Origin of the sequence: Bradyrhizobium sp. 62B (genome assembly GCF_030272265.2) — a bacterium.
Lineage (GTDB): Bacteria > Pseudomonadota > Alphaproteobacteria > Rhizobiales > Xanthobacteraceae > Bradyrhizobium.
Map to the genome: position 1 here is coordinate 3,338,188 of NZ_CP092841.2, position 22,640 is coordinate 3,360,827.

The following is a 22,640-nucleotide window of genomic DNA, read 5'->3' on the forward strand; positions in this document are numbered from 1 at the left end:
CGCACATGAAACGATCCTGTCTGTTCCTGATTGCCGCGCTCGCGGCCTCGCCGGCCGCGGCGCATGTCTCGCTCGAGACCAAGCAAGCCACGGTCGGGGCGTCCTACAAGGCCGTGTTCACCGTGCCGCACGGCTGCGCGGGCTCGCCGACGGTGAAGATCCGCGTTCAGGTCCCGGAAGGGGTGATCGCGGTGAAGCCGATGCCGAAGGCGGGCTGGACTGTCGATGTCGTCGAGGGCAAATATGCCGGGGAATACGACTATCACGGCAACAAGCTCTCCTCCGGCGTCAAGGAGGTGGCGTGGTCCGGCGGCAAGCTGCCGGACAAGAACTATGACGAGTTCGTCATGCAGACGGTCCTGACCGACAAGCTCAAGCCCAACACCATGCTGTACTTCCCGGTCGTTCAGGAATGCGAGACCGGCGTCAGCCGCTGGATCGAAATTCCCGCCGAGGGGGCAGGGCATTCGCATGGCGGTAAATCTGGAGGCAAGTCTGAGGGCAATTCGCCAGCGCCGGGTGTGAAGTTGTTGCCAAAACCCTGATGCGCCTCTTCGCCGCGCTCGCGACGCTGCTCTTCGCGATCGGCTTCGCCAGCACGGCGTGGGCACATGCCGCGCTGGTGTCGGTCGAGCCGGCGAGCGGGAGCCTGCTCGCGGCTGCGCCCAAGGCGGTGCAACTGCGCTTCAACGAGACGGTGACACCGGGCGCGATCCGGCTGATCGACGGTGCGGGCAGGGCGCGGGACGATGCGCGCGTCAGCGCGTCGGGTGAGACGATCTCTGTCGCGATACCGATGGATCTGCCGGAGGGAACCGCGGTCGTCAGCTATCGCGTGATCTCGCAAGACGGCCATCCCGTCACGGGATCTGTGGTCTTCTCGATCGGCGCGCCGACGGCGACGAAGGCTCCGGCCGCCATGGACCACGGGTTGAACGCGTTGATCTGGCTGGCGCGCGTCGGCCTCTATGTCGGGCTGTTCGTCGGCGTCGGCGGCGTGTTCTTCGCGCGCTGGATTGCGTGGTCGACGATCGGCATGGCCGTCCCGCGCATGGCGCTCGCCCTCGGCCTTCCGAGCGCAGTGGCGTCCGTTGGTGTCTTGGGCCTCGATCTGCTCGGGCTGCCCCCGGCTGCTCTTGCGACGTCTGATCCCTGGAAAGTCGCATTTGCGACGAGTGCCGGCCCTGCGTTGCTGGTTGCCTCCGCAGCGATGCTGTTCGCATGGATGGCGCTGCGTAGCGCGTGGTACGCGCGCGCTCTCGCGGTCATCGCGCTGGTCGGCGTCGGTCTGTCGCTCGCCATGACCGGGCATGCTGCAACGGCACCGCCGGAGGCGCTGACGCGTCCGGCGATCTTCCTCCATGGCGTCGGGGTCACCATCTGGATCGGCGCTCTCGCGCCGCTCGTCGCGCTGCTGTCGCGGCCGACGATTGCGACGCTGCCGATCGTGAACCGCTTTTTCCGTATCGCTGCGCTCGCCGTCGGCGTGTTGGCCTTGACCGGCCTTACACTTGCGATCGTGCAGCTCGAAAAGCCGGGAGCGCTGATCGAGACCCGCTACGGGCTGATCCTCTCGATCAAGCTTGTCCTGGTCACGGGCTTGCTGGCGCTGGCTGCGCTCAATCGGTTCCGGCTGACCCCGGCTCTGGATCGGAGCGAGACAGGGACGCCAGCGCTCAAGCGCTCGATCCTGCTGGAAGGTGCGATCGCACTCGCGATCCTCGCCGTGGTCGCCGGCTGGCGCTTCACGCCGCCGCCGCGGACCATCGGTCCCGAGACGCCGCTGGCGATCCACATCCACAGCGACAAGGCGATGTTCCAGGTCCTGGTGTCGCCCGGCAGGCCCGGGGCCAATGATGTCGTGCTGCAGCTCATGACCGGCGAGGGGACGCCGCTGGCCGCCAAGGAGGCAACGTTGGCGTTGAGCCTGCCGGAACGCGGCATCGAGCCGATGGAGAGCAAGGCCTCGCTGGGGCCAGACGGCTACTGGCATTTGCGCAAGGTCGAGCTTCCCTTTGCCGGCCGCTGGCACGTGCGGATCGATGCGTTGGTGACCGACTTCGAGCAAATCACGCTCGAAGATGAACTCGACGTCACGCCGCCGTAACGTGCAGCTCAAGCTGAACCTGAAGTCCGAAGGAAAAATGACAGGAATTCCGCTGCTTAGCGGCTTTTCCTCATTCCCGGTCTTGTATTTTCGCTCCCAATCCGGTTTCACTGCACCCGGTCACTGATTCCACGAGTATTGCCATGCGGTTGTCGCGGTTCTTTCTGCCCATCCTGAAGGAAAATCCGAAAGAGGCGGAGATCGTCTCGCATCGGCTGATGCTGCGCGCCGGCATGATCCGGCAGGAGGCGGCCGGCATCTATGCCTGGCTGCCGCTCGGCTTCCGCGTGCTGAAGAAGATCGAGCAGATCGTGCGCGAGGAGCAGGACCGCTCCGGCGCGCTGGAACTTTTGATGCCGACGCTGCAGCTCGCCGACCTCTGGCGCGAGAGCGGCCGTTATGACGCCTATGGCCCGGAGATGCTGCGCATCGCCGATCGCCACAAGCGCGAGCTCCTGTACGGGCCGACCAACGAGGAAATGATCACCGAGATCTTCCGCGCCTATGTGAAGTCCTACAAGAACCTGCCGCTGAATCTCTATCACATCCAATGGAAATTCCGCGACGAGCAGCGCCCGCGTTTCGGCGTGATGCGCGGCCGCGAGTTCCTGATGAAGGACGCCTATTCCTTCGACCTCAACGAGGCCGCGGCGCGCGTCGCCTACAACAAGATGTTCGTGGCCTATTTGCGCACCTTTGCGCGGATGGGGCTGAAGGCGATCCCGATGCGCGCCGAGACCGGCCCGATCGGCGGCGACCTCAGCCATGAGTTCATCGTGCTGGCCGAAACCGGCGAATCCGGCGTCTTCATCAATCGCGACGTGCTGGATCTGCCGGTGCCCGGCGAGGACGTGAATTATGAGAGCGACCTGACGCCGATCATCAAGCAGTGGACCTCGCTCTACGCCGCGACAGAGGACGTCCACGATGCCGCGCGCTTCGAGCAGGAAGTGCCCGCGGAGAAGCGGGTCAACACCCGCGGCATCGAGGTCGGGCAGATCTTCTATTTCGGCACCAAATATTCCGACGCGATGAAGGCGCTGGTGGCAGGGCCCGATGGCGTCGACGTGCCGATCCATGGCGGTTCCTACGGCGTCGGCGTCTCGCGCCTGTTGGGGGCCATCATCGAGGCCTGCCATGACGATGCCGGCATCAAATGGCCGGAGGCGGTGGCGCCGTTCCGCGTGTCGATCCTGAACCTCAAGCAGGGCGATGCGGCCGTCGATGCCGCCTGCGAGAAGCTCTATACCGAGCTGGCGGCCAAGGGCGTCGATGTGCTCTATGACGACACCGACCAGCGCGCCGGCGCCAAATTCGCCGCGGCCGACCTGATCGGTATTCCCTGGCAGATCATGATCGGCCCGAAGGGGCTCGCCGACGGCAAGGTCGAGATCAAGCGCCGAAGTGACGGCTCCCGCGAGACCATGTCGCCTGCGGACGCGGTCGCAAGGCTTGTGGGCTGATCGGCTGAATATTGTTCATCGCGCGATATCGCGGCCGCCAATCCGGCCACAATTGACCCCGAATCATGGGATTATCGAGCGATGGATGAGACCATGACCGAAACCGTGCAAACCGCGCCTTTTGCGCCATTCGAATGGATGCTGTCGGCGCGCTACCTGCGGGCGCGCCGCAAGGAGGGATTCATCTCGGTCATCGCCGGGTTCTCCTTTCTCGGCATCATGCTGGGCGTGGCGACGCTGATCATCGTCATGGCCGTGATGAACGGCTTCCGCAAAGAGCTGCTCGACAAGATCCTCGGCCTCAACGGCCACATCCTGGTGCAGCCGCTGGAATCGCCGCTGACCGACTGGAAGGACGTCGCCGACCGCCTCAGCCAGGTCGGGGGCATCCGGCTCGCCGCGCCCGTGGTGGACGGCCAGGCGCTGGCGTCATCGCCATGGAACGCCTCGGGCGTCCTGGTGCGCGGCATCCGCTCCGACGACCTCAACAACCTCACCTCGATCGCCAAGAACATCAAGCAGGGCTCGCTCGAAGGGTTTGACGAGGGGCAGGGCGTCGCGATCGGCCGGCGCCTCGCCGACCAGCTCTCGCTGCATGCCGGCGACAGCATCACGCTGGTGGCGCCGAAGGGGGCCGTGACCCCAATGGGCACGACGCCGCGCATCAAGCCGTACAAGATCGTCGCGGTGTTCGAGATCGGCATGTCCGAATACGATCTCGGCTTCGTGTTCATGCCGCTCGCCGAAGCGCAGGCCTATTTCAACCGCAGCAACGACGTCACCTCGATCGAGGTGTTCACCACCAATCCCGACAAGATCGATGCCTTCCGCAAGGCGGTGACGGAGGCCGCGGGACGTCCGGTGTTCCTGGTCGACTGGCGGCAGCGCAACTCGACCTTCTTCAATGCGCTGCAGGTGGAGCGCAACGTGATGTTCCTGATCCTGACCATGATCGTGCTGGTCGCGGCGCTGAACATCGTGTCCGGCCTGATCATGCTGGTGAAGGACAAGGGCAGCGACATCGCGATCCTGCGCACCATGGGCGCCTCGCAGGGATCGATCATGCGGGTCTTCCTGATCACGGGCGCCTCGATCGGTGTGGTCGGCACGATGGTCGGCTTCTTCGTCGGCCTCGTGATCTGCCTCAACATCGAATCGATCCGGCAATTCCTGTCCTGGCTGACCTCGACCGAGCTGTTCTCGCCGGAGCTCTATTTCCTGTCGAAGCTGCCCGCCGAGATCGACATCGGCGAGACCACGGCGGTCGTCATCATGGCGCTGACACTGTCGTTCCTGGCGACGTTGTATCCGTCGTGGCGCGCCGCGCGCCTCGATCCCGTCGAAGCGCTCCGGTACGAGTGAGGGGCTGATGGAGAGCCAAGGGGCTGAGCAGGGGGCTGACGATGTACCGGTCATTTATCTCCACGAGATAAAGCGGCAGTACTTGCAGGGCGAGGTGCCGCTGACGATTTTGGACGGCGCCAAGCTGGCGCTGTGGGCCGGCCAGTCGGTCGCGCTGGTCGCACCATCAGGCTCCGGCAAGTCGACGCTGCTGCACATCGCGGGGCTGCTCGAGGCGCCCGATTCCGGCGAGGTCTATGTCAACGGCGCGCCGACCTCGCAGCTGCCGGACATCGAGCGCACCCAGCTGCGCCGCACCGATATCGGTTTCGTCTACCAGTCGCACCGGCTGTTGCCGGAGTTCTCCGCGCTGGAGAACGTGATGATGCCGCAGATGATCCGCGGCCTGAAGAAGTCCGAGAGCGTCACGCGCGCGAAAGAGATTTTGGGCTATCTCGGCCTCGGTGACCGCATCACGCATCGCCCCGCCGAGCTGTCAGGCGGCGAGCAGCAGCGCGTCGCGATCGCCCGCGCGGTCGCCAACGCGCCGCGGGTGCTGTTCGCGGACGAGCCGACCGGCAACCTCGATCCCCACACCGCCGACCACGTGTTCCAGGCCCTGATGCAGCTGGTCAAGGCGACCAAGGTGTCGATGCTGATCGCGACCCACAACATGGAGCTCGCAGGCCGCATGGACCGGCGGGTCTCGCTGTCGAACGGCCAGGTGATCGAGCTCGACTAGCTAATTTTGCGAAAACAACCCCATGCACAGTAGCCAAGTGCCTGGCGGGACTTGCGAAAAAAATGGGCGGCGGCGCTGCCCCGCGCCCTTGGGCGTCAGGGCCGGATCACGGTCAGCTTGAACGGCCCGCCATTGGCGGCGGCATGCGCCACAGCCGCGTTGGCATGGTCGAGGTCGAACGCCGTTGCCTCGTACTCCTCCAGCCTGAGCAGTCCCGCGCGCACCAGCGCGATCAGACGGCTCGCGGCATCCGGCGGGTACATCCAGACGCCGTGGATGCTGATGCAATTGCGCATGATCCAGGGGTAGGGCAGTTCGAGCCCCGCGCCGCCGGCCATGCCGACGCCGCCCATCAGCGCGACGCGCCCATAGGGGCGCACCGTCATGATCGCGGCCCGCACGACGGTCGGGCTGACCGAGGGCGGCATGATGTCGAGCACGCAATCGATCGGCGAGGGCGCCGCGCGCTTCATCGCTTCGCGGTCGTGATCTTCGTTGCCTGTGAGCCTGACCGGTAGCACGCGGCTGCCGAAGCGGCGGACGAGGTCGGCAAGGATCTTTTCGTTGCGGCCCGGCGTGACCACGCAGGCCGCGCCCATCGCCAATGCGACCGAGACGGCTGCGCTGCCGAAATTGCCGGTGGCCCCGCTGACCAGTACGGTTTCGCCTGGTTGGAGATTGGCGGCGAGGAAGCCGCCATAGGGCACCAGCAGTGTCCCCAGCGCGCACCATCGCGTCGCATCCTCCGACGTGATCGCGCCGAGCCGTTTCACATTTTCGGTCGGCACGCGCATCTGCTCGGCAAACGAGCCGTGGCGAAAGTGCTGTTGCAGGCGCATCCCGCCGGGGCCGGCGGCAGTCAGTCCTTGCAAGGCGATGTCGGGCGCCACGACGTCGTCGCGCGAGCGCACCGTGGGATCGCAGAACACCCAGTCGCCGACGCTGAGCTTGGTTGCGTCCGGCCCGATCGCGCGCACCCGGCCGATGCCGCCGGGGCCCGGGATGATCGGCAGGTCGAGAGCGTAGTTGCGCGTCCCATCGAAGACCTCGTTCATGTAGGACAGCACGCGTGTGGCGACGACGTCGACGATGACCTCGCCGGTGCCGAGCACCGGATCCGGGGCATTTTCGATCGCCAGCGGCGAGCCGAAGGATTTGAGCACGGCAGCTTTCATGTTGTTTCACCTCAAAATCGGTGAACTCGATATGCGCCGCCTTGGCGGGAACAAGAAGGCCTGGTATTATCCTAGTATTCTAGCGACCCTCCATCCGCGGGAGCGACGACAATGGCCGACCCACGCCGCGTCGAGTTCGGCGATTTTCTGAGGTCACGCCGCGAGAAGCTGTCGCCGAAGACCGTCGGGCTTCCGATCGGCAGGCGCCGGCGCACTGCGGGGCTGCGGCGCGAGGAGGTCGCGCAGCTCGCCGGCATCGGCGTCGACTGGTACATCCGCCTCGAGCAGGGCCGCACCGTCAGCCCGTCCGTCACCACCATCGACGCGCTGGCCCGCGCGCTGCGCCTCAGCAAGACCGAGCACGCACATCTGAAGGCGCTGGCGCGCGACGGTGCCAGGAGCGCGTTCACGCGCGAGATCGTGCCCCCGCCAATCCGGCGGATGATCGCGAGTCTGAAGCAGCCGGCCTATGTCACGGGGCGGCGCTGGGACGTGCTGGCCTGGAACGATGCGGCCGAAGACGTCTTTGCGTTCGGGCAATTGCCGGAGCAGGACCGCAACACGCTGCTGCTGGTGCTGACGAACAAGCAGACGCGAAAAATCTATGGCGCGGGCTGGGCCGACGTCGCCAAGAGCATGGTTGCGATGTTTCGCGCCACCCACGACGTCTGGGCCGGCGATCCCGCCTTTACGGAGCTGCTGACGCGGCTGCGCGAGGGGAGTCCGGAATTCGTCAAATGGTGGGAAGCCCACGACATCCGCAGCACGATGTCCGGCCTCAAGACCATGAACCATCCGACCAGGGGCCTGCTCCGCTTCGAGCACACCAGTTTCCAGGCCAACGACGATCCCGCGCTGAAGCTGGTGATTTACACGCCGGTCGAGGGCTGACGGACGGGACAGGCGACAGCGGCTGAAGACCGATTGGCAAGCTTGCGCTATGGCGCGGCTGTGGCCGCAGGCGTTGCGCTGACGTTCGGCAGTGCGCCACTTGCCGTCCATGGCGTGTCCGTCCAGGGCGTCGGTCGCAGAGCATTTGCCGGCCACGATTTTGCCGGGCCTGCCGCCGCCGAGGTGCAGGAGGTCCCGAGCTGGGTCCACACCGACGTCAAACCCGTCATGTCGATGTTGAAGCTGGTGATGTCAGCCTTTCCCTCCGGCTCCGGCGTGGTCTCGCGGACCTGCAGCGAGTGCGAGGCCAGCACCGCCTTGACCATGTCGGGGTCGACGGCGCCGCTCCAGACCTCGTACTTTCCGAGTCGCACCGGAGGCCCTCCAGCCTCCTTGCTCAAATCGGCGCTGGCGGCCATCAGGATCGTCTTCTTGGCCGTGGCGGCGGCATCGATCTCGCTTGCGACCATCAGCGGCACGCGCTTCTTGTTTTCGCAATACAGGCGCCATTCCATGGTCCGGAACGAGGCGTCGCTGTCCTTCTTCACCGCGGCGACCTTGCTGATGAACGGCCGCGTGCCTTTTTCCAGCCGCCACGTCGTCTCGGCCAGCGGCCGTGTGTCGATCCCGAACCGGTAGAGCTCGGGCCGCGTCAGCACGTGCAGGCTTTCAAATTTCACGGTGCGGATCAGCGCATCGAGCTCGCGGCTGATGCCCATCGACGCAATGAACGCGGCGCGGTCGCGGTCGGCGCTGGCGATCCGGCGCCGCCGCGCTTCCGCAACCATCTCCGGAGGTGGACTGCCTCGAAACGTGAGGATCAGCCTGGAATTATGCACCGCCAGTGCGGCATCGGGGGCAACCTCGCGCGAGGTCGCGCCGATAAACAGGTAACCGCAGGCCGAGTTGCACATCGCGTGATAGGTGGTGAGCTCGGCCTCGACCTCGCCGGTGGTGTTCTTGATCTTGAGGCAGGCGGCATCCACCTGCGTGCCGGCGGCGCATGCCGTCACGATCGTCCGGCCGACCCGCGCGATCGCCTTGCGGCCGCGCAGCAGCCGGCCGATCACATAAGACTGCTCGACGTTGCCGCCGGGCGAATGAAGGTAGATCGGCCGCTGCGTATCCTTGACGCCGGCGAGGAAGCGGCGAATACGCGATGCCGCATCCTGGTCGATCTGGCCCTCGATCGCGATCCAGCGGTCGCAGCCCGGCCCGCACGCGTCGGGTGCGCCTCTTGCGAGATAGATCGTCAGCCTGGAGGCAAATCCGGTTTTCTCGGCCGGGGCTTCTTCGGCGCGCAAGGTACCGGGAATCGACAGGCAGCAGAGGAGAAGCAGGACTCGGACGAGCATCAAGTATGAAACCACCAAGTGAATATCGACACCGAGGCTACAGGACGATCGGCGCTTTCACAACTTTCGGTGGCGCGCCGATTCACGTTTATTTGGTCACGACGTGGAGCTGGCCGCACTTCAATTCGCGATGTGCTCACCGGCTTTGGCCTCCGCCAATTTGCCTGCAATGTCAGGCGGGGCGGAGCCGCGCCCCAGCGCGCGGAACCTTAACGCCTTCATGAGGTTATCAGGGCGCGCGGGATGCCAACCTCTCGCTGGCGTCGCCGCCGGCCGGACGCGGATGCTGCAGGATTGCTTTGAAACGGTATTCGGCGAAACGAGCAAAGTATCGGGGGGAGTCAGATGACAACGGCGGCCGGGGAGACCTCGACCGATCGCAATGCCGTCCTGGCTGCACTTGGCGACTACATCCGAGAGATCAATAACCCAGACGATCTCGCCTACGCCGCGGCTGAGCTGCTCGGCCGGAGCCTGAGGGTCAGCAGGGCCGGCTACGGCACGGTCGACACGTCGGCCGAAACCATCACCATCGCCCGCGACTGGAACGCGCCAGGCATCAAGAGCCTCGCAGGGGTGCTGCGCTTCCGCGACTACGGCAGCTACATCGAAGACCTGAAGCGCGGCGAGACGGTGGTCTGTGCCGATGCGGAAAAGGACCCTCGCGTCGGCGACCGCGCTCAGGCGCTCGAGGCCATCTCTGCGCGCGCGCTGGTCAACATGCCGATCTCCGAGCCCGACGGGGTCGTGGCGCTGCTTTATCTGAACAACGCGGCGCCGCGCGACTGGAGCCCCGACGAACTGGAGCTGATCCGCGATGTTGCCGAGCGCACGCGCACCGCGGTCGAGCGCCGCCGCGCGGAGACGGCCGTGCGGGAGAACGAGGCGCGGCTGCTCTTCCTGGACGCGCTCAACAAGGAGACCGCGAGGACTCGTGATGCCGACGGGGTGATGGCGGTGACGACGAGGATGCTGGGTGAGCATCTCGGCGTCTCCAATTGCGCCTATGCCGACATGGATCCCGATCAGGACGGCTTCACCATTCGCGGTGACTGGGCTGCCCCAGGCGCGATGCATATCCTCGGGCACTACAGCCTGGCAGATTTCGGCAAGAAGGCGGTGCGAGAACTCGGCGCCGGCAGGCCCCTCATCATCAACGACAATCTGAAGGAGATCGCGCCCGAGGAGGCCGCAACCTTCCAGAATATCGGCATAGGCTCGACGATCTGCATGCCCCTGGTCAAGGAAGGGCAGCTCACTGCCCTGATGGCCATTCATCACCGCGGCCCGCATCGCTGGACGGCGCGCGAACTCGCCTTGCTCACCGAGGTCACCGAGCGATCATGGGCGCATATCGAGCGCGTCCGCTCGGAGCAGGCAGCCCGGGAAGCTGCCGAACGGCTGGTTCTGGCGAACAAGGCAGCCGGCATCGGCACCTGGGATTACGATCCGGTCAACGACGTCTTGCGATGGGACAGTCGCTGCAAGGAGGTCTTCGGTCTCTCGCCGGATGCCGAGGTCAGCTACGAAGGGGCGTTCCTGAGAGGCATTCATCCCGACGACAGGCAGCGCGCCCACGAAGCCGTATCCGCGGCCCTCAATCCCCATGCGCCGTCGAGTTACAACATCGAGTATCGAACCGTCGGCATCGAGGATGGCATCGAACGCTGGATTGCAGCGACGGGACAGGCCATTTTCTCCAGCGACCAGGCTGTTCGTTTCATCGGAACGGTGCTGGACATCACCGCGCAAAAGAAAACCGAGCGTCATCTCAGGATACTGAACGACACGGGTGCATCGGTCGCCCGCGAGCGCAATCTCGAGAAGATCGTGCAGATCGTCACGGACGCCGGCGTCGAGCTGACGGGCGCCCAGTTCGGCGCCTTCTTCTACAATGTTCTGACCTCGGATGGCGGCAGCTACATGCTGTATTCGCTGTCCGGCGTGCCGCGATCGGCCTTCGAGAACTTCCCGATGCCTCGCAACACGGCCGTGTTCGAGCCGACCTTCAAAGGCACCAGCGTGGTGAGGTCTGACGACATCCTGCAAGACCCGCGCTATGGCAAGAACACACCGCGGAAGGGCATGCCCGAGGGCCATCTTCCGGTTCGATCCTATCTTGCGGTCCCCGTGATCTCGCGGACGGGTGAGGTGCTTGGAGGGCTTTTCTTCGGTCATGCCGAGACGGCCATGTTCCAGCCCGAGCATGAAGCGGCGTTGCTCGGGATCGCCGGCCACGCCGCCACGGCCATCGACAACGCCCGGCTTCTGACCCGGCTCGAGACGCTCAACGCCGGGCTGGAGCAACGTGTCGCCGACGAGATCGCAGAGCGCATGAAGGCCGAGGAGCAATTGCGGCAATCCCAGAAGATGGAGGCCGTTGGGCAGTTGACCGGCGGGATCGCGCACGACTTCAACAACATGCTGGCCGTTATTCTCGGCAGCTTGAATCTCGCCAAGCGGCGGCTCGGCAAGGGAGAGGTCAACATCGACCGCTTCATCGAGGGCGCGATCGATGGCGCAAATCGCGCGGCAACCTTGACGCAAAGGCTGCTCGCGTTCTCGCGTCAACAGCCTCTGGCGCCCGAGGTCGTCGACCTCAACAAGATGGTCGGCGGGATGAGCGAGCTGCTGGAGCGCTCGCTCGGAGAGCTGGTTCGCCTCGAGGCCGTCCTGGCGGCCGGGCTTTGGCGCGTCAAGGCGGACCCGGCCCAGCTGGAGAGCGCCGTCATCAACCTGGCGGTCAATGCGCGCGACGCCATGCCGAAGGGCGGCCGGCTGACGATCGAGACCAGCAATGCCTCGATCGACCGGAAATATGCCCGCGAATACGCCCTGTCGCCCGGACAGTACGTTCTCATCGCCGTCACGGATAACGGCACCGGAATTCCGGCCGATGTGCTGGGAAAGGTGTTCGATCCGTTCTTTACGACCAAGGTCGTGGGCAAGGGCACCGGGCTCGGCCTCAGTCAGGTCTACGGCTTCGTGCGGCAGTCGGGCGGCCACGTCAAAATCTATTCGGAAGTCGACGTTGGCACGACGGTGAAAATCTATCTTCCCCGCTTTGCGGGCGAGGAGGCGCCTTCAACGTCGTCGCAGGGCGTTACACATCCTGGTGCAAGCCTTCAGAGCGAGACCATCCTCGTTGTCGAGGACGACGAGCGGGTTCGCAGCATCTCATCCGAAAGCCTGCGCGAGCTTGGCTATACGGTCATCGAGGCCGCGACCGCCAGGGAAGCGATCAGGACCATTGAAAACGGTCTCATTCCGGACCTGCTGTTTACCGATGTCGTCATGCCCGACATGACCGGCGCTGAACTTGCGACCGAGCTGTCGAAACGATACCCGGATTTGAAGGTGCTATTCACGACCGGGTATACGCGCAACGCGATCGTTCACAACGGCATGCTCGATGCCGGCAAGCATCTGCTCTCCAAGCCCTTTGCGATCGAAGACCTGGCGACGAAGGTTCGCAATCTACTCGACGAGGGATGAGGACATATCGGGCGAAGAATCCGTCCGATTTGCAAGCCGGCCTCGCAAGCGCTATGTCCCGGCTTTCGTAGAGAGCCCCGACATGACGATCTCCGATGACAACGACCTGACGCGCCTGAAAGAGATCGGGCGCATCGTCGCCAATACGCTGGAGGCGATGGGGAAGGCGATCGAGCCGGGCATGACCACGTCCGAGCTCGACCTGATCGGACGCAAGCTGCTGGAAGCCGCCGGCGCGCGTTCGGCCCCGGAGCTGTCTTACGATTTTCCCGGCGCGACCTGCATCAGCGTGAACGAGGAGATCGCGCACGGCATCCCGGGCGAGCGGCGGATCGCGCGCGGCGACCTCGTGAACATCGACGTGTCAGCCGAGAAGAACGGCTTGTTCGCCGATACGGGCGCCTCCTTCGCCGTTCCGCCCGTCGCCCGCGCGATTGAACGGCTTTGCCGGGACGGCCGGCGGGCGATGTGGACAGGCCTGCAGCGGGTTGGCGCCGGCAAGCCGATTGCCGGGATCGGCCAGGCCATCGGGACCTTTGCGCGGAAGAACGGCTACAGCCTGGTCAGGAATCTCGCCAGTCACGGTGTCGGCTTGTCGCTCCATGAGGAGCCGACGGAGATCGCGACATGGCCCGACCGCTCCGAACGCCGCATCATGAACGATGGCCTGGTGTTCACCGTCGAGCCGTTCCTCTCCATGGGCGCCGCGTGGGCAGAGAATGGCGATGACCCCTGGACGCTCTACAGCAGTCCCGAGGCGCCGACCGTGCAGTACGAACACACCGTGATCGCCACGCGCAACGGACCGTTGATCGTGACGATGGCCGGTTGAGGCCGCCGAGGCCTAAGTCCGATCACGTCAGGCGGTCGATGATCTGAAGGAGCCGGTCGGAGGAGGCCGCGATCCGCCTGAGCGGGGACGTTGCGATGCCCAGCAGCAGTCCTGGGCGCGCCGAAGCCTTTGACGCGTACCAGAGCGACAGCGGCGTCGGCGCCAGTCCAAGCGCTGCTGCTTCCCTGGCGATGGCAAGGTCGGGGGCTCGGTCCGGCAATCGCAGCACCGCGGCCAATCCGGCCATCGCAACGTTTACGGTCCGCGGCCCGAGGTATTTCAGCAATGCCTCGCCTTGCGCGGCGTAGGCGCGCTTGGTGCGCCGCAGATGCCGGAGATAATGGCCCTCGCGGATGAAATCGGCGGTGGCGAGCTGCACCGCGCGCCCAGGCGCCGGAGCAAGGCACGCCGCAGTCTCGGCAAATCGCGACGCCAGAGCGGCGGGTGCCACGACAAAGCCGAGCCGCAAGGCAGGGCTAATGGTCTTGCTGAACGAGCCGATGTGAACGACGCGGCCGGAGCGATCGAGCGAGGCGAGCGCCGGCGTGGCCCGGCCCTTGAGTTGAAGTTCGCTGAGATAATCGTCCTCGATCACCCACGCCTTGTTTTGGGTCGCCCAGTCCAGCAGGCGCGCGCGTCGTGCCAGTGACAGCGTGGATCCGAGCGGCGCTTGCTGCCCGGGCGTCACGACAGCCAGCGCCGCGTCGGGCGCATGGCGCAGGCCGTGATCGACGTCGATGCCATCCGCGTCAACCGGGATCGGCACGATCGACAATCCCGCGAGCGCGAGCCCATGCCGGGTGAAAGGAAAGCCGGGATCCTCCATCCAGACCTTTTTCTTCTGCTCGAGGCCGAGGGCTCGGAGCGCCAGGCCGAGGCCGCCGGCGAAGCCGCTGGTCATGATGATCTGGGACGGCATGCATTCGATCCCGCGCGCCAGCGCAAGATAGGCCGCGATCTCGCGTCGCAAGTCCGGCTCGCCGCGCGGATCGGGGTAGATCGCGGGAGCGCTCATTTCGACACGAGCCGCCCGCGCGTGCATGCGCGCGAGCAGCGTCGCGGGAAAGGTCTCTCGCGAAGGCACGCCCATTTGGAAGATCGCCGGGCCCGCAATGAGCTCCTGGTACATTTCCATGAACGAGCCCGGTGCCGGGGCCTTGTCCCGCCGCACGGGGAAGCGCGGTCGGTCGGCGACATGCGTGCCGGTCGCGCGGGCCGCGACGATCAATTGGGCGGATGCGAGCTTTTCATAGGCTGAGCGCACGGTGCCGCGCGCGACGCCGAGCTGGGCCGCCAGATCCTGCCATGAGGGCAGGCGCGCGCCCGGTGCGAGCACGCCGTTTTCGATGGCGGCCCGGATCCCTTTGTGGATCTGCTCGGCCAGCGGTGTCTTCGCGGACCGATCGAGCACCAGCCGCAGCGGTTTGGTCATGGTTCTTGGTACACGATTTTCGTGCGTTCTTGGTTCTTTTTTATGAACCATGGCAGGGGCATCTGAGGGAGGAAAGGAAGGGAGTGCTTGCTCCCTCGGTTATCAAGGAGAATGCAGATGGGTGAGCGTCTCAACTACAACCACATTGCACCGGCCGGCGCGAAGGCACTGGGCGGCGTCTATGGCTACGTCATGCAGAGCGGGCTTCCTGCGACACTGGTGACCCTCGTTTACCTGCGCGTCTCGCAGATCAACAATTGCGCCTATTGCCTCGACATGCACACGCGCGACCTGCTCAAGAACGGCGTGAAGATCGAAAAACTCGCATTGGTCCAGGCCTGGGCCGAGGCCGGTCATCTCTTCGACGAACGTGAACGCGCCGCACTCGCATGGGCCGAGACGGTGACCCGCGTCGCGGAGACGGGCGTTCCGGATGAGGCGTATCAGGCCGTTCGCGCGGTCTTCGGCGAGCGCGAGCTCGTCGATCTCACGATCGCCATCAGCATGATGAACGCGTACAACCGCATGTCGATCAGCTTCAGAAACACCCCGCAGGCCGCGCTTGAGAAGGCGGCCTGACGGATCGCGCGGCATCAATCGAATGAAAGGCAGGAGTCTGAAGATGACGAGCGTGATTTCCGGCGTCAGAATTCCCGACAGCCAACTGGCGCGCGAAGCCACCGACCTCGTGCGCAGCTATGAAGACGAGATGCTGTTCAATCATTCCGTCCGCGTCTACGTGTTCGGTGCGATGAAGGGGCTGCGTCAGAAGCTGAAATTCGATTCCGAATTGCTCTACGTCGCGGCGCTGTTTCACGATCTCGGCCTGGTCGATCACTACCACACGCCGACAAAACGGTTTGAGGTCGACGGGGCCGATGCTGCGCGGGAGTTTCTTCGGGCACGCGGGATCGCCGAGCCGCAGGCCGATCTGGTCTGGGAAGCCATCGCGCTCCACACCACGCCCGGCATTCCTCAATATATGAGGCCGGAGATCGCTCTCACCAACGCAGGCGTTCTGGTGGACGTCGTCGGCGTTGGATATGACGACTACACCCCGGAGCAGCGCGACCAGGTGATATCGGCGTTTCCGCGCGGTGACTTCAAGAACGAGTTCCTGAAGGTACAGACCTGCTCGGCACTGAAGAAGCCGCAGACGACGTTCGGGACCGTGAATTTCGACTACATCGAGGATCACGACCCCAGCTTCCGCAAGCCGAACGCGTGCACACGCATCCGCAACACCCCTTGGCAAAGCTGAACCGACGCACCTGCTTGGCTCATCCGGCGCCAGCGGCGCCTCTGGAGCGGCGAGGGGCCGGCGACTTATTCCGCGCAGAGAAATAAGGGTTCACCACGCAACTCGCCGAGCGTCCGACGGCGAGATATTTGCACTGCGCGAGCGAGCCGTAACGGCAGTCGAAATAGCCGACGGGGCCGTAGATCTGCATGCAGACGGGATAGCTGGGGTCATAGGTCTGCGCGCATGCGGATCCGCCCGCGAGGAGCAGGCCGATTGCAACGAGCGCGAGGCCGGAGCTGCGCATCTCAGCGCGGCAGGTAGTAGCCGGGTGAATAGCCCGGCGTCTGTGCGCGCGGACGATTCTGATAGGCGTAGGGATCATCGCTCTGTCCGGCGAAATATGGATTCGCGATGCAGGTCAGGGCGCGTCCCGAAGCGCTTGCCTGACACTGCGCGTAGGTGTCGAACCTGCAATTGCTGAGCCCCGGCCATTCATCGCCGGTGAGGCAGAAGGCGTGATGCGTGCCGAACGCGCGCGCGGGTGTGCTCGCGCCCGACACGAGTGCAAATGTGGCGAGAGCGAGCGAAAATGTGGCGACAATGGGGATCGTAGTTCGTCTTCGCATCTCAATTCTCCATCACGCGAATGTGCGCGCGACGTTGTAACGCGCGCACGCAATTTATCTCGTGTCGCCGACAATGGAACTACAGAAAACACTTGTTTCAAAGGGTTTCAGACGCGCTCTGATAAATCTTCATTAATGAAGCGCGGGCCTTTGGCGCGAACTGTGGCGTCGAGGTTACAGCAATTCCGTCGATCGCTGTTATGACCAGCGCACGGCCAGGGGGCCTAACGACGAAACTGGAACGGGACTCAAATGAAGAAGAATTTGTTGCTTGCTGCTGTGAGCCTTGTCGCGCTGAGCGCGACTGCGCCGGCGCTGGCTGCTGACCTCGCAGCGCGGCCCTACACGAAGGCGCCTGCGATGGTCGCCGCGATCTATGACTGGAGCGGCTTCTACATCGGCATCAACGGCGGCGGCGGTTCGGCGCACTCGACCTGGGATCTCGTCGGCGGCGGCCGTGAAGGCTCGCACGATGCGACCGGCGGCACGGTCGGTGGCCAGATCGGCTATCGCTGGCAGTCCGGCCAGTTCGTGTTCGGCGTGGAAGGCCAGGGCAACTGGGCCGACTTCTCGGGCGACAATGTCAGCGCGCTGTTCGCAACGCGCAACCGCTCGAAGATCGACTCGTTCGGTCTGATCACCGGTCAGGTCGGCTACGCCTGGAACAACGTCCTGCTCTACGTCAAGGGCGGTGCGGCTGTGGTCGGCGTCAAGTACGACGTGTTCAGCACCGCCTCGGGCGCGCTGCTGTCCTCGAACGACCAGACCCGCTGGGGCGGTACGGTCGGTGCCGGCCTCGAATACGGTTTCGCACCGAACTGGTCGGTTGGCGTCGAGTACAACCACATCTTCCTGTCGGACAAGGACGTCACGTTCGCTGGCCTGGCGGGTACCGACCGCATCAAGCAGGACGTCGACATGGGTCTCGTCCGCCTGAACTACAAGTTCGGCGGCCCGGTGCTCGGCCGTTACTGATCCTGATCGCTCGCCTTCGGGCGGTCGTCGAAAAGCCCCGGCCTTGGCCGGGGCTTTTTTATTGCGTGAATTCAGCGAGTTAACCATTGCCCCTGGAGATCGTCCGCCGCGCTTGACTCCTGAGAACGAAATGAGAACAATGTTCTTCATACGTTCTAGCAAGGGAGCGAGACATGTTCAGGGTTTTCGTCGAAGAAGCCGCCGCACTGGCGTCGATCACGCTGTTCGTCGGGATGATCGCGATCTGGGCCCAGGTCATACCGCAGCTCTGATTCCCCGCCTTGAGGCGGGAGGCGCCGGTCGCCTTGGGGAAAAGAGGGACGATGTGGCCAATCGGCCGCTCCGGCGTGGACTCTGAAGCTGCGACACCTCACCATTGCGAGGCGAGTCGGCAGGACAGGGCAGATGCGGGTGCATGATGCCCCAGGGAGCCGGCGACCGCTCCATCCCCATCTGCAAGAGGCCGTCACGCGACCATGCCGAGCGCCGGATTTGTCCACCTTCACGTTCACTCGGCCTATTCGCTGCTCAAGGGCTCGATCAAGATCGCCAAGCTCGCCGAGCTTGCGAAGAAAGACCACCAGCCGGCCCTGGCGCTCACCGACACCGACAACATGTTCGGTGCGCTGGAGTTCTCCGACAAGATGGCGGGCTCCGGCATCCAGCCGATCGTCGGCTGCGAACTGGCGATCGATTTCGGCGATCAGGATCCGAATGCGCGCAACGCGATGGGGCCGTCGCGCGTGGTGCTGCTGGCAGCGCAGGAGCGCGGCTATCGCAGCCTGATGCGGCTGAACTCGCGCGCATTCCTGGAGACGCCCGATACCCACGCCTGCCACATCAAGTTCGACTGGCTCGAGGGCGAGACCGAGGGCCTGATCGCCCTGACGGGCGGACCGGACGGGCCGATCTCGCTGGCGCTGGCCGGCGGTCATGCCGAGCTCGCGGCCTTGCGCTGCGAGCGTCTGGCCGGCCTGTTCGGCGATCGCCTCTACATCGAATTGCAGCGCCACAACACCGAGAAGGAGCGGCGCGTCGAAAGCGGCCTGATCGACATCGCCTATGCCAAGGGCCTGCCGCTGGTCGCAACCAACGAGCCGTATTTCGCGACGACGGACGATTACGAAGCGCATGACGCGCTGCTCTGCATCGCCGGCGGCCGGCTGATCGCAGAGACCGAACGCGAGCAGCTCACGCCCGATCATCGCTTCAAGACGCGCGCCGAGATGGCGGTGCTGTTCGCCGACATTCCGGAGGCGCTGGCCTCGACGGTGGAGATCGCCGAGCGCTGCTCGTTCCGCCCGATGACGCGCAAGCCGATCCTGCCGTTCTTCACCGTCGGCGCCGCGCAGAGCTCGGACGCAGCCTCGGTCGAGGCCGCCGAGTTGAAGCGCCAGGCGGAGGAGGGGCTCGCCAAGCGCCTCAGCGTCCACGGCCTGTCGCAAGGCACGACCGAGGAGGACTACAACAAGCGCCTGGCGTTCGAGCTCGACGTCATCATGCGCATGAAATATGCGGGCTACTTCCTGATCGTGTCCGACTTCATCAAATGGGCGAAGAGCCAGGGCATTCCGGTCGGGCCGGGCCGCGGCTCGGGCGCGGGCTCGCTGGTGGCGTGGGCGCTGACCATCACCGACCTCGACCCGATCAAGTTCGGCCTGCTGTTCGAGCGCTTCCTCAATCCCGAACGCGTCTCGATGCCGGACTTCGACATCGACTTCTGCCAGGACCGCCGCGGCGAGGTGATCAAGTACGTCCAGGAGCGCTACGGCCGCGACCAGGTCGCGCAGATCATCACTTTCGGTACGCTGCAGGCGCGCGGCGTGCTGCGCGACGTCGGTCGCGTGCTGCAGATGCCCTATGGCCAGGTCGACAAGCTGACCAAGCTGGTGCCGCAGAATCCGGCCGCGCCTGTCACACTGGCGGCCGCGATCGAGAGCGAGCCGAAGCTGCAGGCGTTCCGCGACGAAGATCCGGTCGTGGCGCGCGCCTTCGACATCGCCCAGCGCCTCGAAGGCCTGACCCGCCACGCCTCGACGCACGCGGCCGGCATCGTGATCGGCGATCGCCCCTTGAGCGAACTCGTGCCGATGTACCGCGATCCGAAGTCGGACATGCCGGTGACCCAGTTCAACATGAAATGGGTCGAGCCGGCCGGCCTCGTCAAGTTCGACTTCCTCGGCCTGAAGACGCTGACCGTGCTCGACGTCGCCTGCAAGCTGCTCAAGCCGCGCGACATCCACGTCGATCTCGCCACGCTGCCGATCGACGACGCCGAGAGCTACCAGATGCTGGCCCGCGGCGAGGTGGTCGGCGTGTTCCAGGTTGAAAGCCAGGGCATGCGGCGCGCGCTGGTCGACATGCGCCCGGACCGTTTCGAGGACATCATCGCGCTGGTGGCGCTGTATCGGCCGGGCCCGATGGCGAACATCCCGACCTATTGCGCGCGCAAGCACGGCGACGAGGAGCCGGAATATCTGCATCCCGTCCTGGAGCCGATCCTGAAGGAAACCTTCGGCGTCATCATCTACCAGGAACAGGTGATGCAGATCGCGCAGGTGATGTCGGGCTATTCGCTCGGCGACGCCGACCTCCTGCGCCGCGCCATGGGCAAGAAGATCCGCGCCGAGATGGACAAGCAGCGCGACATCTTCGTCGCGGGCGCGGTGAAGAACGGCGTGCCGAAGGGCCAGGCCGAGACCATCTTCGAGCTGCTGGCGAAGTTCGCCGATTACGGCTTCAACAAGAGCCATGCGGCAGCCTATGCGCTGGTGTCCTACCACACCGCCTACATGAAGGCGCATTATCCGGTCGAGTTCATCGCGGCGTCGATGACGCTCGATCTCAACAATACCGACAAGCTCTCCGAATTCCGCTCCGAGGCGCAGCGCCTCGGCATCAAGGTCGAACCGCCGAACATCAACCGCTCCGGCGCGACCTTCGAGGTCGGCGAGAAGACGATCTACTACGCGCTCGCAGCGCTCAAGGGCGTCGGCATCCAGGCGATCGAGCAGATCATCGAGGAGCGCACCAAGCGGGGATTGTTCACCTCGCTCGCCGACTTCGCAGCACGGGTCAATCCGCGCGCGATCAACAAGCGCATCATCGAAAGTCTCGCCGCCGCCGGCGCCTTCGACACGCTGGAGCCGAACCGCGCCCGCGTCTTCGCCGGCGCGGATTCGATCCTCGCCGCCTGCCAGCGCGCGCATCAGGCCGAGACCATCGGCCAGAACGACATGTTCGGCATGTCGGCAGATGCGCCGACCATCATGCTGCCGCAGATCGAGCCGTGGCTGCCGGCCGAAAAACTCCGCCGCGAATACGACGCCGTCGGCTTCTTCCTGTCGGGCCATCCGCTCGACGATTACGCCACCGTGCTGAAGCGGCTGCGGGTGCAGAGCTGGGCGGAATTCTCGCGCGCGGTGAAGACCGGCGCCACCGCCGGCAAGGTCGCGGCCACCGTGGTCTCGCGCATGGAGCGGCGCACCAAGACCGGCAACAAGATGGGCATCATGGGGCTCTCCGATCCCACGGGCCATTTCGAGGCGGTGCTGTTCTCCGAGGGCCTTGCGCAATATCGCGACGTGCTGGAGCCGGGCGCCGCCGTGCTGCTGCAACTGGGCGCCGAGCTGCAGGGCGAGGACGTCCGCGCCCGCGTGCTGCATGCCGAGCCGCTCGACGATGCCGCCGCCAAGACGCAGAAGGGTCTGCGCATCTTCGTGCGCGACACCAAGCCGCTGGAGTCGATCGCCAAGCGTTTGGCCGGCCCCGACATGGCGGCATCGAACGGCGCGGCGCCGAAGATCGGCAGTCCGGGCATCGCGCCGCGTTCGAACGGTGACGGCGAGGTCTCGCTGGTGATGATGCTCGACCTCGAGACCGAGGTCGAGATGAAGCTGCCGGGCCGCTTCAAGGTCTCGCCGCAGATCGCCGGCGCGATCAAGGCGGTCGCGGGCGTGGTGGACGTGCAGCAGATCTGACGCTTGCGCGCATTGCCGCAAACCAAAGCTTAACTAACAAGCTCATGCATGGTTTCGAAGTGTGCCGGGCACAGCTATCAGTTGTGGCCCGGCGCGCAACCAAGGAAGAACAACCATGTGTGACAAATGCTCTGAAAATCTGCATCAATCGATGGCTCCCTCCCGCCGCTCGATGATGCTTTTCGCCGCCTCCGCGCTCGGGATGGCGGCGTTTGGCGGGCCTGCATTGGCCAAGGAGGCGAAGGCGCCGCCGAAGCCGCAAAACGTGCTGTCGCCCGATGCCGCGCTGAAGCGGCTGATGGACGGCAATTCGCGCTACGTCTCGGGTGTGTCGCGCCGTCACGACTTCACGCATGAGCGCGAGGCTCTGGTCGGCGGCCAGAATCCCTACGCAGCCGTCCTGAGCTGCGCCGATTCACGCATCGCACCCGAATATGCCTTCGACAGCGGACGCGGCGATCTGTTCGTGTGCCGCGTTGCCGGAAATTTCGCCGGCGACGAGACGGTCGCGAGCATGGAATACACCGTCGCGGTGCTCGGCACGCCCCTGATCCTGGTGCTCGGCCACGACAATTGCGGCGCCGTCGATGCGACCATCAAGTCGCTGAAGGACGACAAGCCGCTGCCCGGGCACATCCCGACGCTGGTCTCCGCGATCGCGCCGTCGGTGAAGACCGCGGCCGGGCAGAGCGGCAACGCGCTCGACAACGCCATCCGCCAGAACGTCATCGACAACGTCGCCAAGCTGAAATCGGCCGCCCCGCTCCTCAATGCAGCGGTCGAGCAGGGCAAGCTCAAGGTGGTCGGCGGTATCTATCGGCTGAGCACGGGGGCCGTCGAGTTGCTTGCTCAGGGCTGAGACCCAGGGCTGAGACCCGGGGCTGAGCGCATCGGATGCCGGATGGCCGCGCCTCTTTCCCGCAGAGGCTGGCCGCACGGCTTCGGCATAGGGCAGCGATGCTGCGCGTGTTGCAATCAGAAGC

General features: G+C 65.0%; 18 protein-coding genes. 13 read left to right on the top strand and 5 right to left on the bottom strand.

Annotated elements, in window-relative coordinates; genetic code table 11:
* Window positions 1-5: 5 nt before the first annotated feature.
* The 5 genes from ML401_RS15625 to ML401_RS15645 all read left to right on the top strand — a co-directional run bounded on the left by ML401_RS15625 (window position 6) and on the right by ML401_RS15645 (window position 5,653).
* A complete protein-coding gene (locus ML401_RS15625) occupies window positions 6-545 on the top strand; it encodes a YcnI family protein (protein WP_285812398.1) in 540 nt (179 codons plus the stop codon).
* Window positions 545-2,107: a CopD family protein gene (locus tag ML401_RS15630; protein WP_285812399.1), complete on the top strand. Its 1,563-nt coding sequence runs from the start codon at window positions 545-547 to the stop codon at window positions 2,105-2,107. Before ML401_RS15625 ends, ML401_RS15630 begins: the two co-directional genes overlap by 1 nt.
* Window positions 2,108-2,250: 143 nt before the next feature.
* On the top strand, window positions 2,251-3,570 hold the full coding sequence (gene proS / locus ML401_RS15635; protein WP_211416822.1) for a proline--tRNA ligase: 1,320 nt from the start codon (window positions 2,251-2,253) through the stop codon (window positions 3,568-3,570).
* Window positions 3,571-3,651: 81 nt separating this feature from the next.
* Entirely contained in the window at window positions 3,652-4,932 is a 1,281-nt protein-coding gene (locus ML401_RS15640; RefSeq protein ID WP_211416823.1) for a lipoprotein-releasing ABC transporter permease subunit, read from the top strand.
* A gap of 7 nt (window positions 4,933-4,939) precedes the next feature.
* Window positions 4,940-5,653, top strand: a complete 714-nt coding sequence (locus ML401_RS15645; RefSeq protein ID WP_194407873.1) for an ABC transporter ATP-binding protein — start codon at window positions 4,940-4,942, stop codon at window positions 5,651-5,653.
* A 95-nt stretch (window positions 5,654-5,748) separates the two neighbouring features.
* Here the strand turns inward: ML401_RS15645 and ML401_RS15650 are convergent, their stop codons facing one another.
* Entirely contained in the window at window positions 5,749-6,828 is a 1,080-nt protein-coding gene (locus ML401_RS15650) for a zinc-binding alcohol dehydrogenase family protein (protein ID WP_285812400.1), read from the bottom strand.
* 111 nt (window positions 6,829-6,939) lie between these two features.
* Here ML401_RS15650 and ML401_RS15655 point away from each other — a divergent pair, with 111 nt between their 5' ends.
* Window positions 6,940-7,719 (top strand): helix-turn-helix transcriptional regulator, encoded by a 780-nt coding sequence (locus ML401_RS15655; protein WP_212068998.1) that lies wholly within the window; start codon window positions 6,940-6,942, stop codon window positions 7,717-7,719.
* 47 nt (window positions 7,720-7,766) lie between these two features.
* Here ML401_RS15655 and ML401_RS15660 read toward each other — a convergent pair whose 3' ends face one another.
* The gene (locus ML401_RS15660; protein ID WP_211416826.1) at window positions 7,767-9,074 is read right to left on the bottom strand and encodes a hypothetical protein; all 1,308 of its coding nucleotides are present in this window, start codon (window positions 9,072-9,074) and stop codon (window positions 7,767-7,769) included.
* 345 nt (window positions 9,075-9,419) lie between these two features.
* On the opposite strand from ML401_RS15660, the gene ML401_RS15665 reads away from it, so the two are divergent.
* Window positions 9,420-12,569: a GAF domain-containing protein gene (locus ML401_RS15665; protein WP_285812401.1), complete on the top strand. Its 3,150-nt coding sequence runs from the start codon at window positions 9,420-9,422 to the stop codon at window positions 12,567-12,569.
* An 82-nt stretch (window positions 12,570-12,651) separates the two neighbouring features.
* Entirely contained in the window at window positions 12,652-13,401 is a 750-nt protein-coding gene (map, locus tag ML401_RS15670) for a type I methionyl aminopeptidase (protein ID WP_285812402.1), read from the top strand.
* Between the two features lie 22 nt (window positions 13,402-13,423).
* Here map and ML401_RS15675 read toward each other — a convergent pair whose 3' ends face one another.
* Window positions 13,424-14,833 carry a PLP-dependent aminotransferase family protein gene (locus ML401_RS15675; RefSeq protein ID WP_285812403.1) on the bottom strand — a complete coding sequence of 470 codons (1,410 nt, stop codon included), beginning with the start codon at window positions 14,831-14,833 and terminating at the stop codon, window positions 13,424-13,426.
* Window positions 14,834-14,950: 117 nt separating this feature from the next.
* Here ML401_RS15675 and ML401_RS15680 point away from each other — a divergent pair, with 117 nt between their 5' ends.
* Window positions 14,951-15,412, top strand: coding sequence for a carboxymuconolactone decarboxylase family protein (locus tag ML401_RS15680; RefSeq protein ID WP_211416830.1), 462 nt, complete (start codon window positions 14,951-14,953; stop codon window positions 15,410-15,412).
* Window positions 15,413-15,455: 43 nt separating this feature from the next.
* Window positions 15,456-16,094 (top strand): HD domain-containing protein, encoded by a 639-nt coding sequence (locus ML401_RS15685; RefSeq protein WP_285812404.1) that lies wholly within the window; start codon window positions 15,456-15,458, stop codon window positions 16,092-16,094.
* Between the two features lie 19 nt (window positions 16,095-16,113).
* Here ML401_RS15685 and ML401_RS15690 read toward each other — a convergent pair whose 3' ends face one another.
* Together ML401_RS15690 and ML401_RS15695 are read right to left on the bottom strand one after the other, a co-directional pair.
* Window positions 16,114-16,380, bottom strand: a complete 267-nt coding sequence (locus tag ML401_RS15690; protein ID WP_285812405.1) for a DUF3551 domain-containing protein — start codon at window positions 16,378-16,380, stop codon at window positions 16,114-16,116.
* 1 nt (window position 16,381) lies between these two features.
* Window positions 16,382-16,702 (bottom strand): DUF3551 domain-containing protein, encoded by a 321-nt coding sequence (locus ML401_RS15695; RefSeq protein WP_285812406.1) that lies wholly within the window; start codon window positions 16,700-16,702, stop codon window positions 16,382-16,384.
* 252 nt (window positions 16,703-16,954) lie between these two features.
* Between ML401_RS15695 and ML401_RS15700 the strand changes: the two genes are divergently transcribed.
* The 3 genes from ML401_RS15700 to ML401_RS15710 all read left to right on the top strand — a co-directional run bounded on the left by ML401_RS15700 (window position 16,955) and on the right by ML401_RS15710 (window position 22,516).
* Entirely contained in the window at window positions 16,955-17,677 is a 723-nt protein-coding gene (locus ML401_RS15700; RefSeq protein ID WP_194407883.1) for an outer membrane protein, read from the top strand.
* 476 nt (window positions 17,678-18,153) lie between these two features.
* Window positions 18,154-21,657: a DNA polymerase III subunit alpha gene (gene dnaE / locus ML401_RS15705; protein ID WP_285812407.1), complete on the top strand. Its 3,504-nt coding sequence runs from the start codon at window positions 18,154-18,156 to the stop codon at window positions 21,655-21,657.
* A 115-nt stretch (window positions 21,658-21,772) separates the two neighbouring features.
* Window positions 21,773-22,516: a carbonic anhydrase gene (locus ML401_RS15710; protein WP_285812408.1), complete on the top strand. Its 744-nt coding sequence runs from the start codon at window positions 21,773-21,775 to the stop codon at window positions 22,514-22,516.
* Window positions 22,517-22,640 lie beyond the last annotated feature (124 nt).

Excerpts from the sequence above, each read along its gene's own strand:
- map (WP_285812402.1), top strand. The coding sequence starts at position 12,652 with ATGACGATCTCCGATGACAACGACCTGACGCGCCTGAAAGAGATCGGG.
- ML401_RS15695 (WP_285812406.1), bottom strand. The coding sequence starts at position 16,702 with ATGCGAAGACGAACTACGATCCCCATTGTCGCCACATTTTCGCTCGCT.
- ML401_RS15680 (WP_211416830.1), top strand. The coding sequence starts at position 14,951 with ATGGGTGAGCGTCTCAACTACAACCACATTGCACCGGCCGGCGCGAAG.
- ML401_RS15690 (WP_285812405.1), bottom strand. The coding sequence starts at position 16,380 with ATGCGCAGCTCCGGCCTCGCGCTCGTTGCAATCGGCCTGCTCCTCGCG.
- ML401_RS15655 (WP_212068998.1), top strand. The coding sequence starts at position 6,940 with ATGGCCGACCCACGCCGCGTCGAGTTCGGCGATTTTCTGAGGTCACGC.
- ML401_RS15665 (WP_285812401.1), top strand. The coding sequence starts at position 9,420 with ATGACAACGGCGGCCGGGGAGACCTCGACCGATCGCAATGCCGTCCTG.
- ML401_RS15640 (WP_211416823.1), top strand. The coding sequence starts at position 3,652 with ATGGATGAGACCATGACCGAAACCGTGCAAACCGCGCCTTTTGCGCCA.
- proS (WP_211416822.1), top strand. The coding sequence starts at position 2,251 with ATGCGGTTGTCGCGGTTCTTTCTGCCCATCCTGAAGGAAAATCCGAAA.
- ML401_RS15625 (WP_285812398.1), top strand. The coding sequence starts at position 6 with ATGAAACGATCCTGTCTGTTCCTGATTGCCGCGCTCGCGGCCTCGCCG.
- ML401_RS15645 (WP_194407873.1), top strand. The coding sequence starts at position 4,940 with ATGGAGAGCCAAGGGGCTGAGCAGGGGGCTGACGATGTACCGGTCATT.
- ML401_RS15685 (WP_285812404.1), top strand. The coding sequence starts at position 15,456 with ATGACGAGCGTGATTTCCGGCGTCAGAATTCCCGACAGCCAACTGGCG.
- ML401_RS15710 (WP_285812408.1), top strand. The coding sequence starts at position 21,773 with ATGTGTGACAAATGCTCTGAAAATCTGCATCAATCGATGGCTCCCTCC.
- ML401_RS15650 (WP_285812400.1), bottom strand. The coding sequence starts at position 6,828 with ATGAAAGCTGCCGTGCTCAAATCCTTCGGCTCGCCGCTGGCGATCGAA.
- ML401_RS15675 (WP_285812403.1), bottom strand. The coding sequence starts at position 14,833 with ATGACCAAACCGCTGCGGCTGGTGCTCGATCGGTCCGCGAAGACACCG.
- dnaE (WP_285812407.1), top strand. The coding sequence starts at position 18,154 with ATGCCGAGCGCCGGATTTGTCCACCTTCACGTTCACTCGGCCTATTCG.
- ML401_RS15660 (WP_211416826.1), bottom strand. The coding sequence starts at position 9,074 with ATGCTCGTCCGAGTCCTGCTTCTCCTCTGCTGCCTGTCGATTCCCGGT.
- ML401_RS15700 (WP_194407883.1), top strand. The coding sequence starts at position 16,955 with ATGAAGAAGAATTTGTTGCTTGCTGCTGTGAGCCTTGTCGCGCTGAGC.
- ML401_RS15630 (WP_285812399.1), top strand. The coding sequence starts at position 545 with ATGCGCCTCTTCGCCGCGCTCGCGACGCTGCTCTTCGCGATCGGCTTC.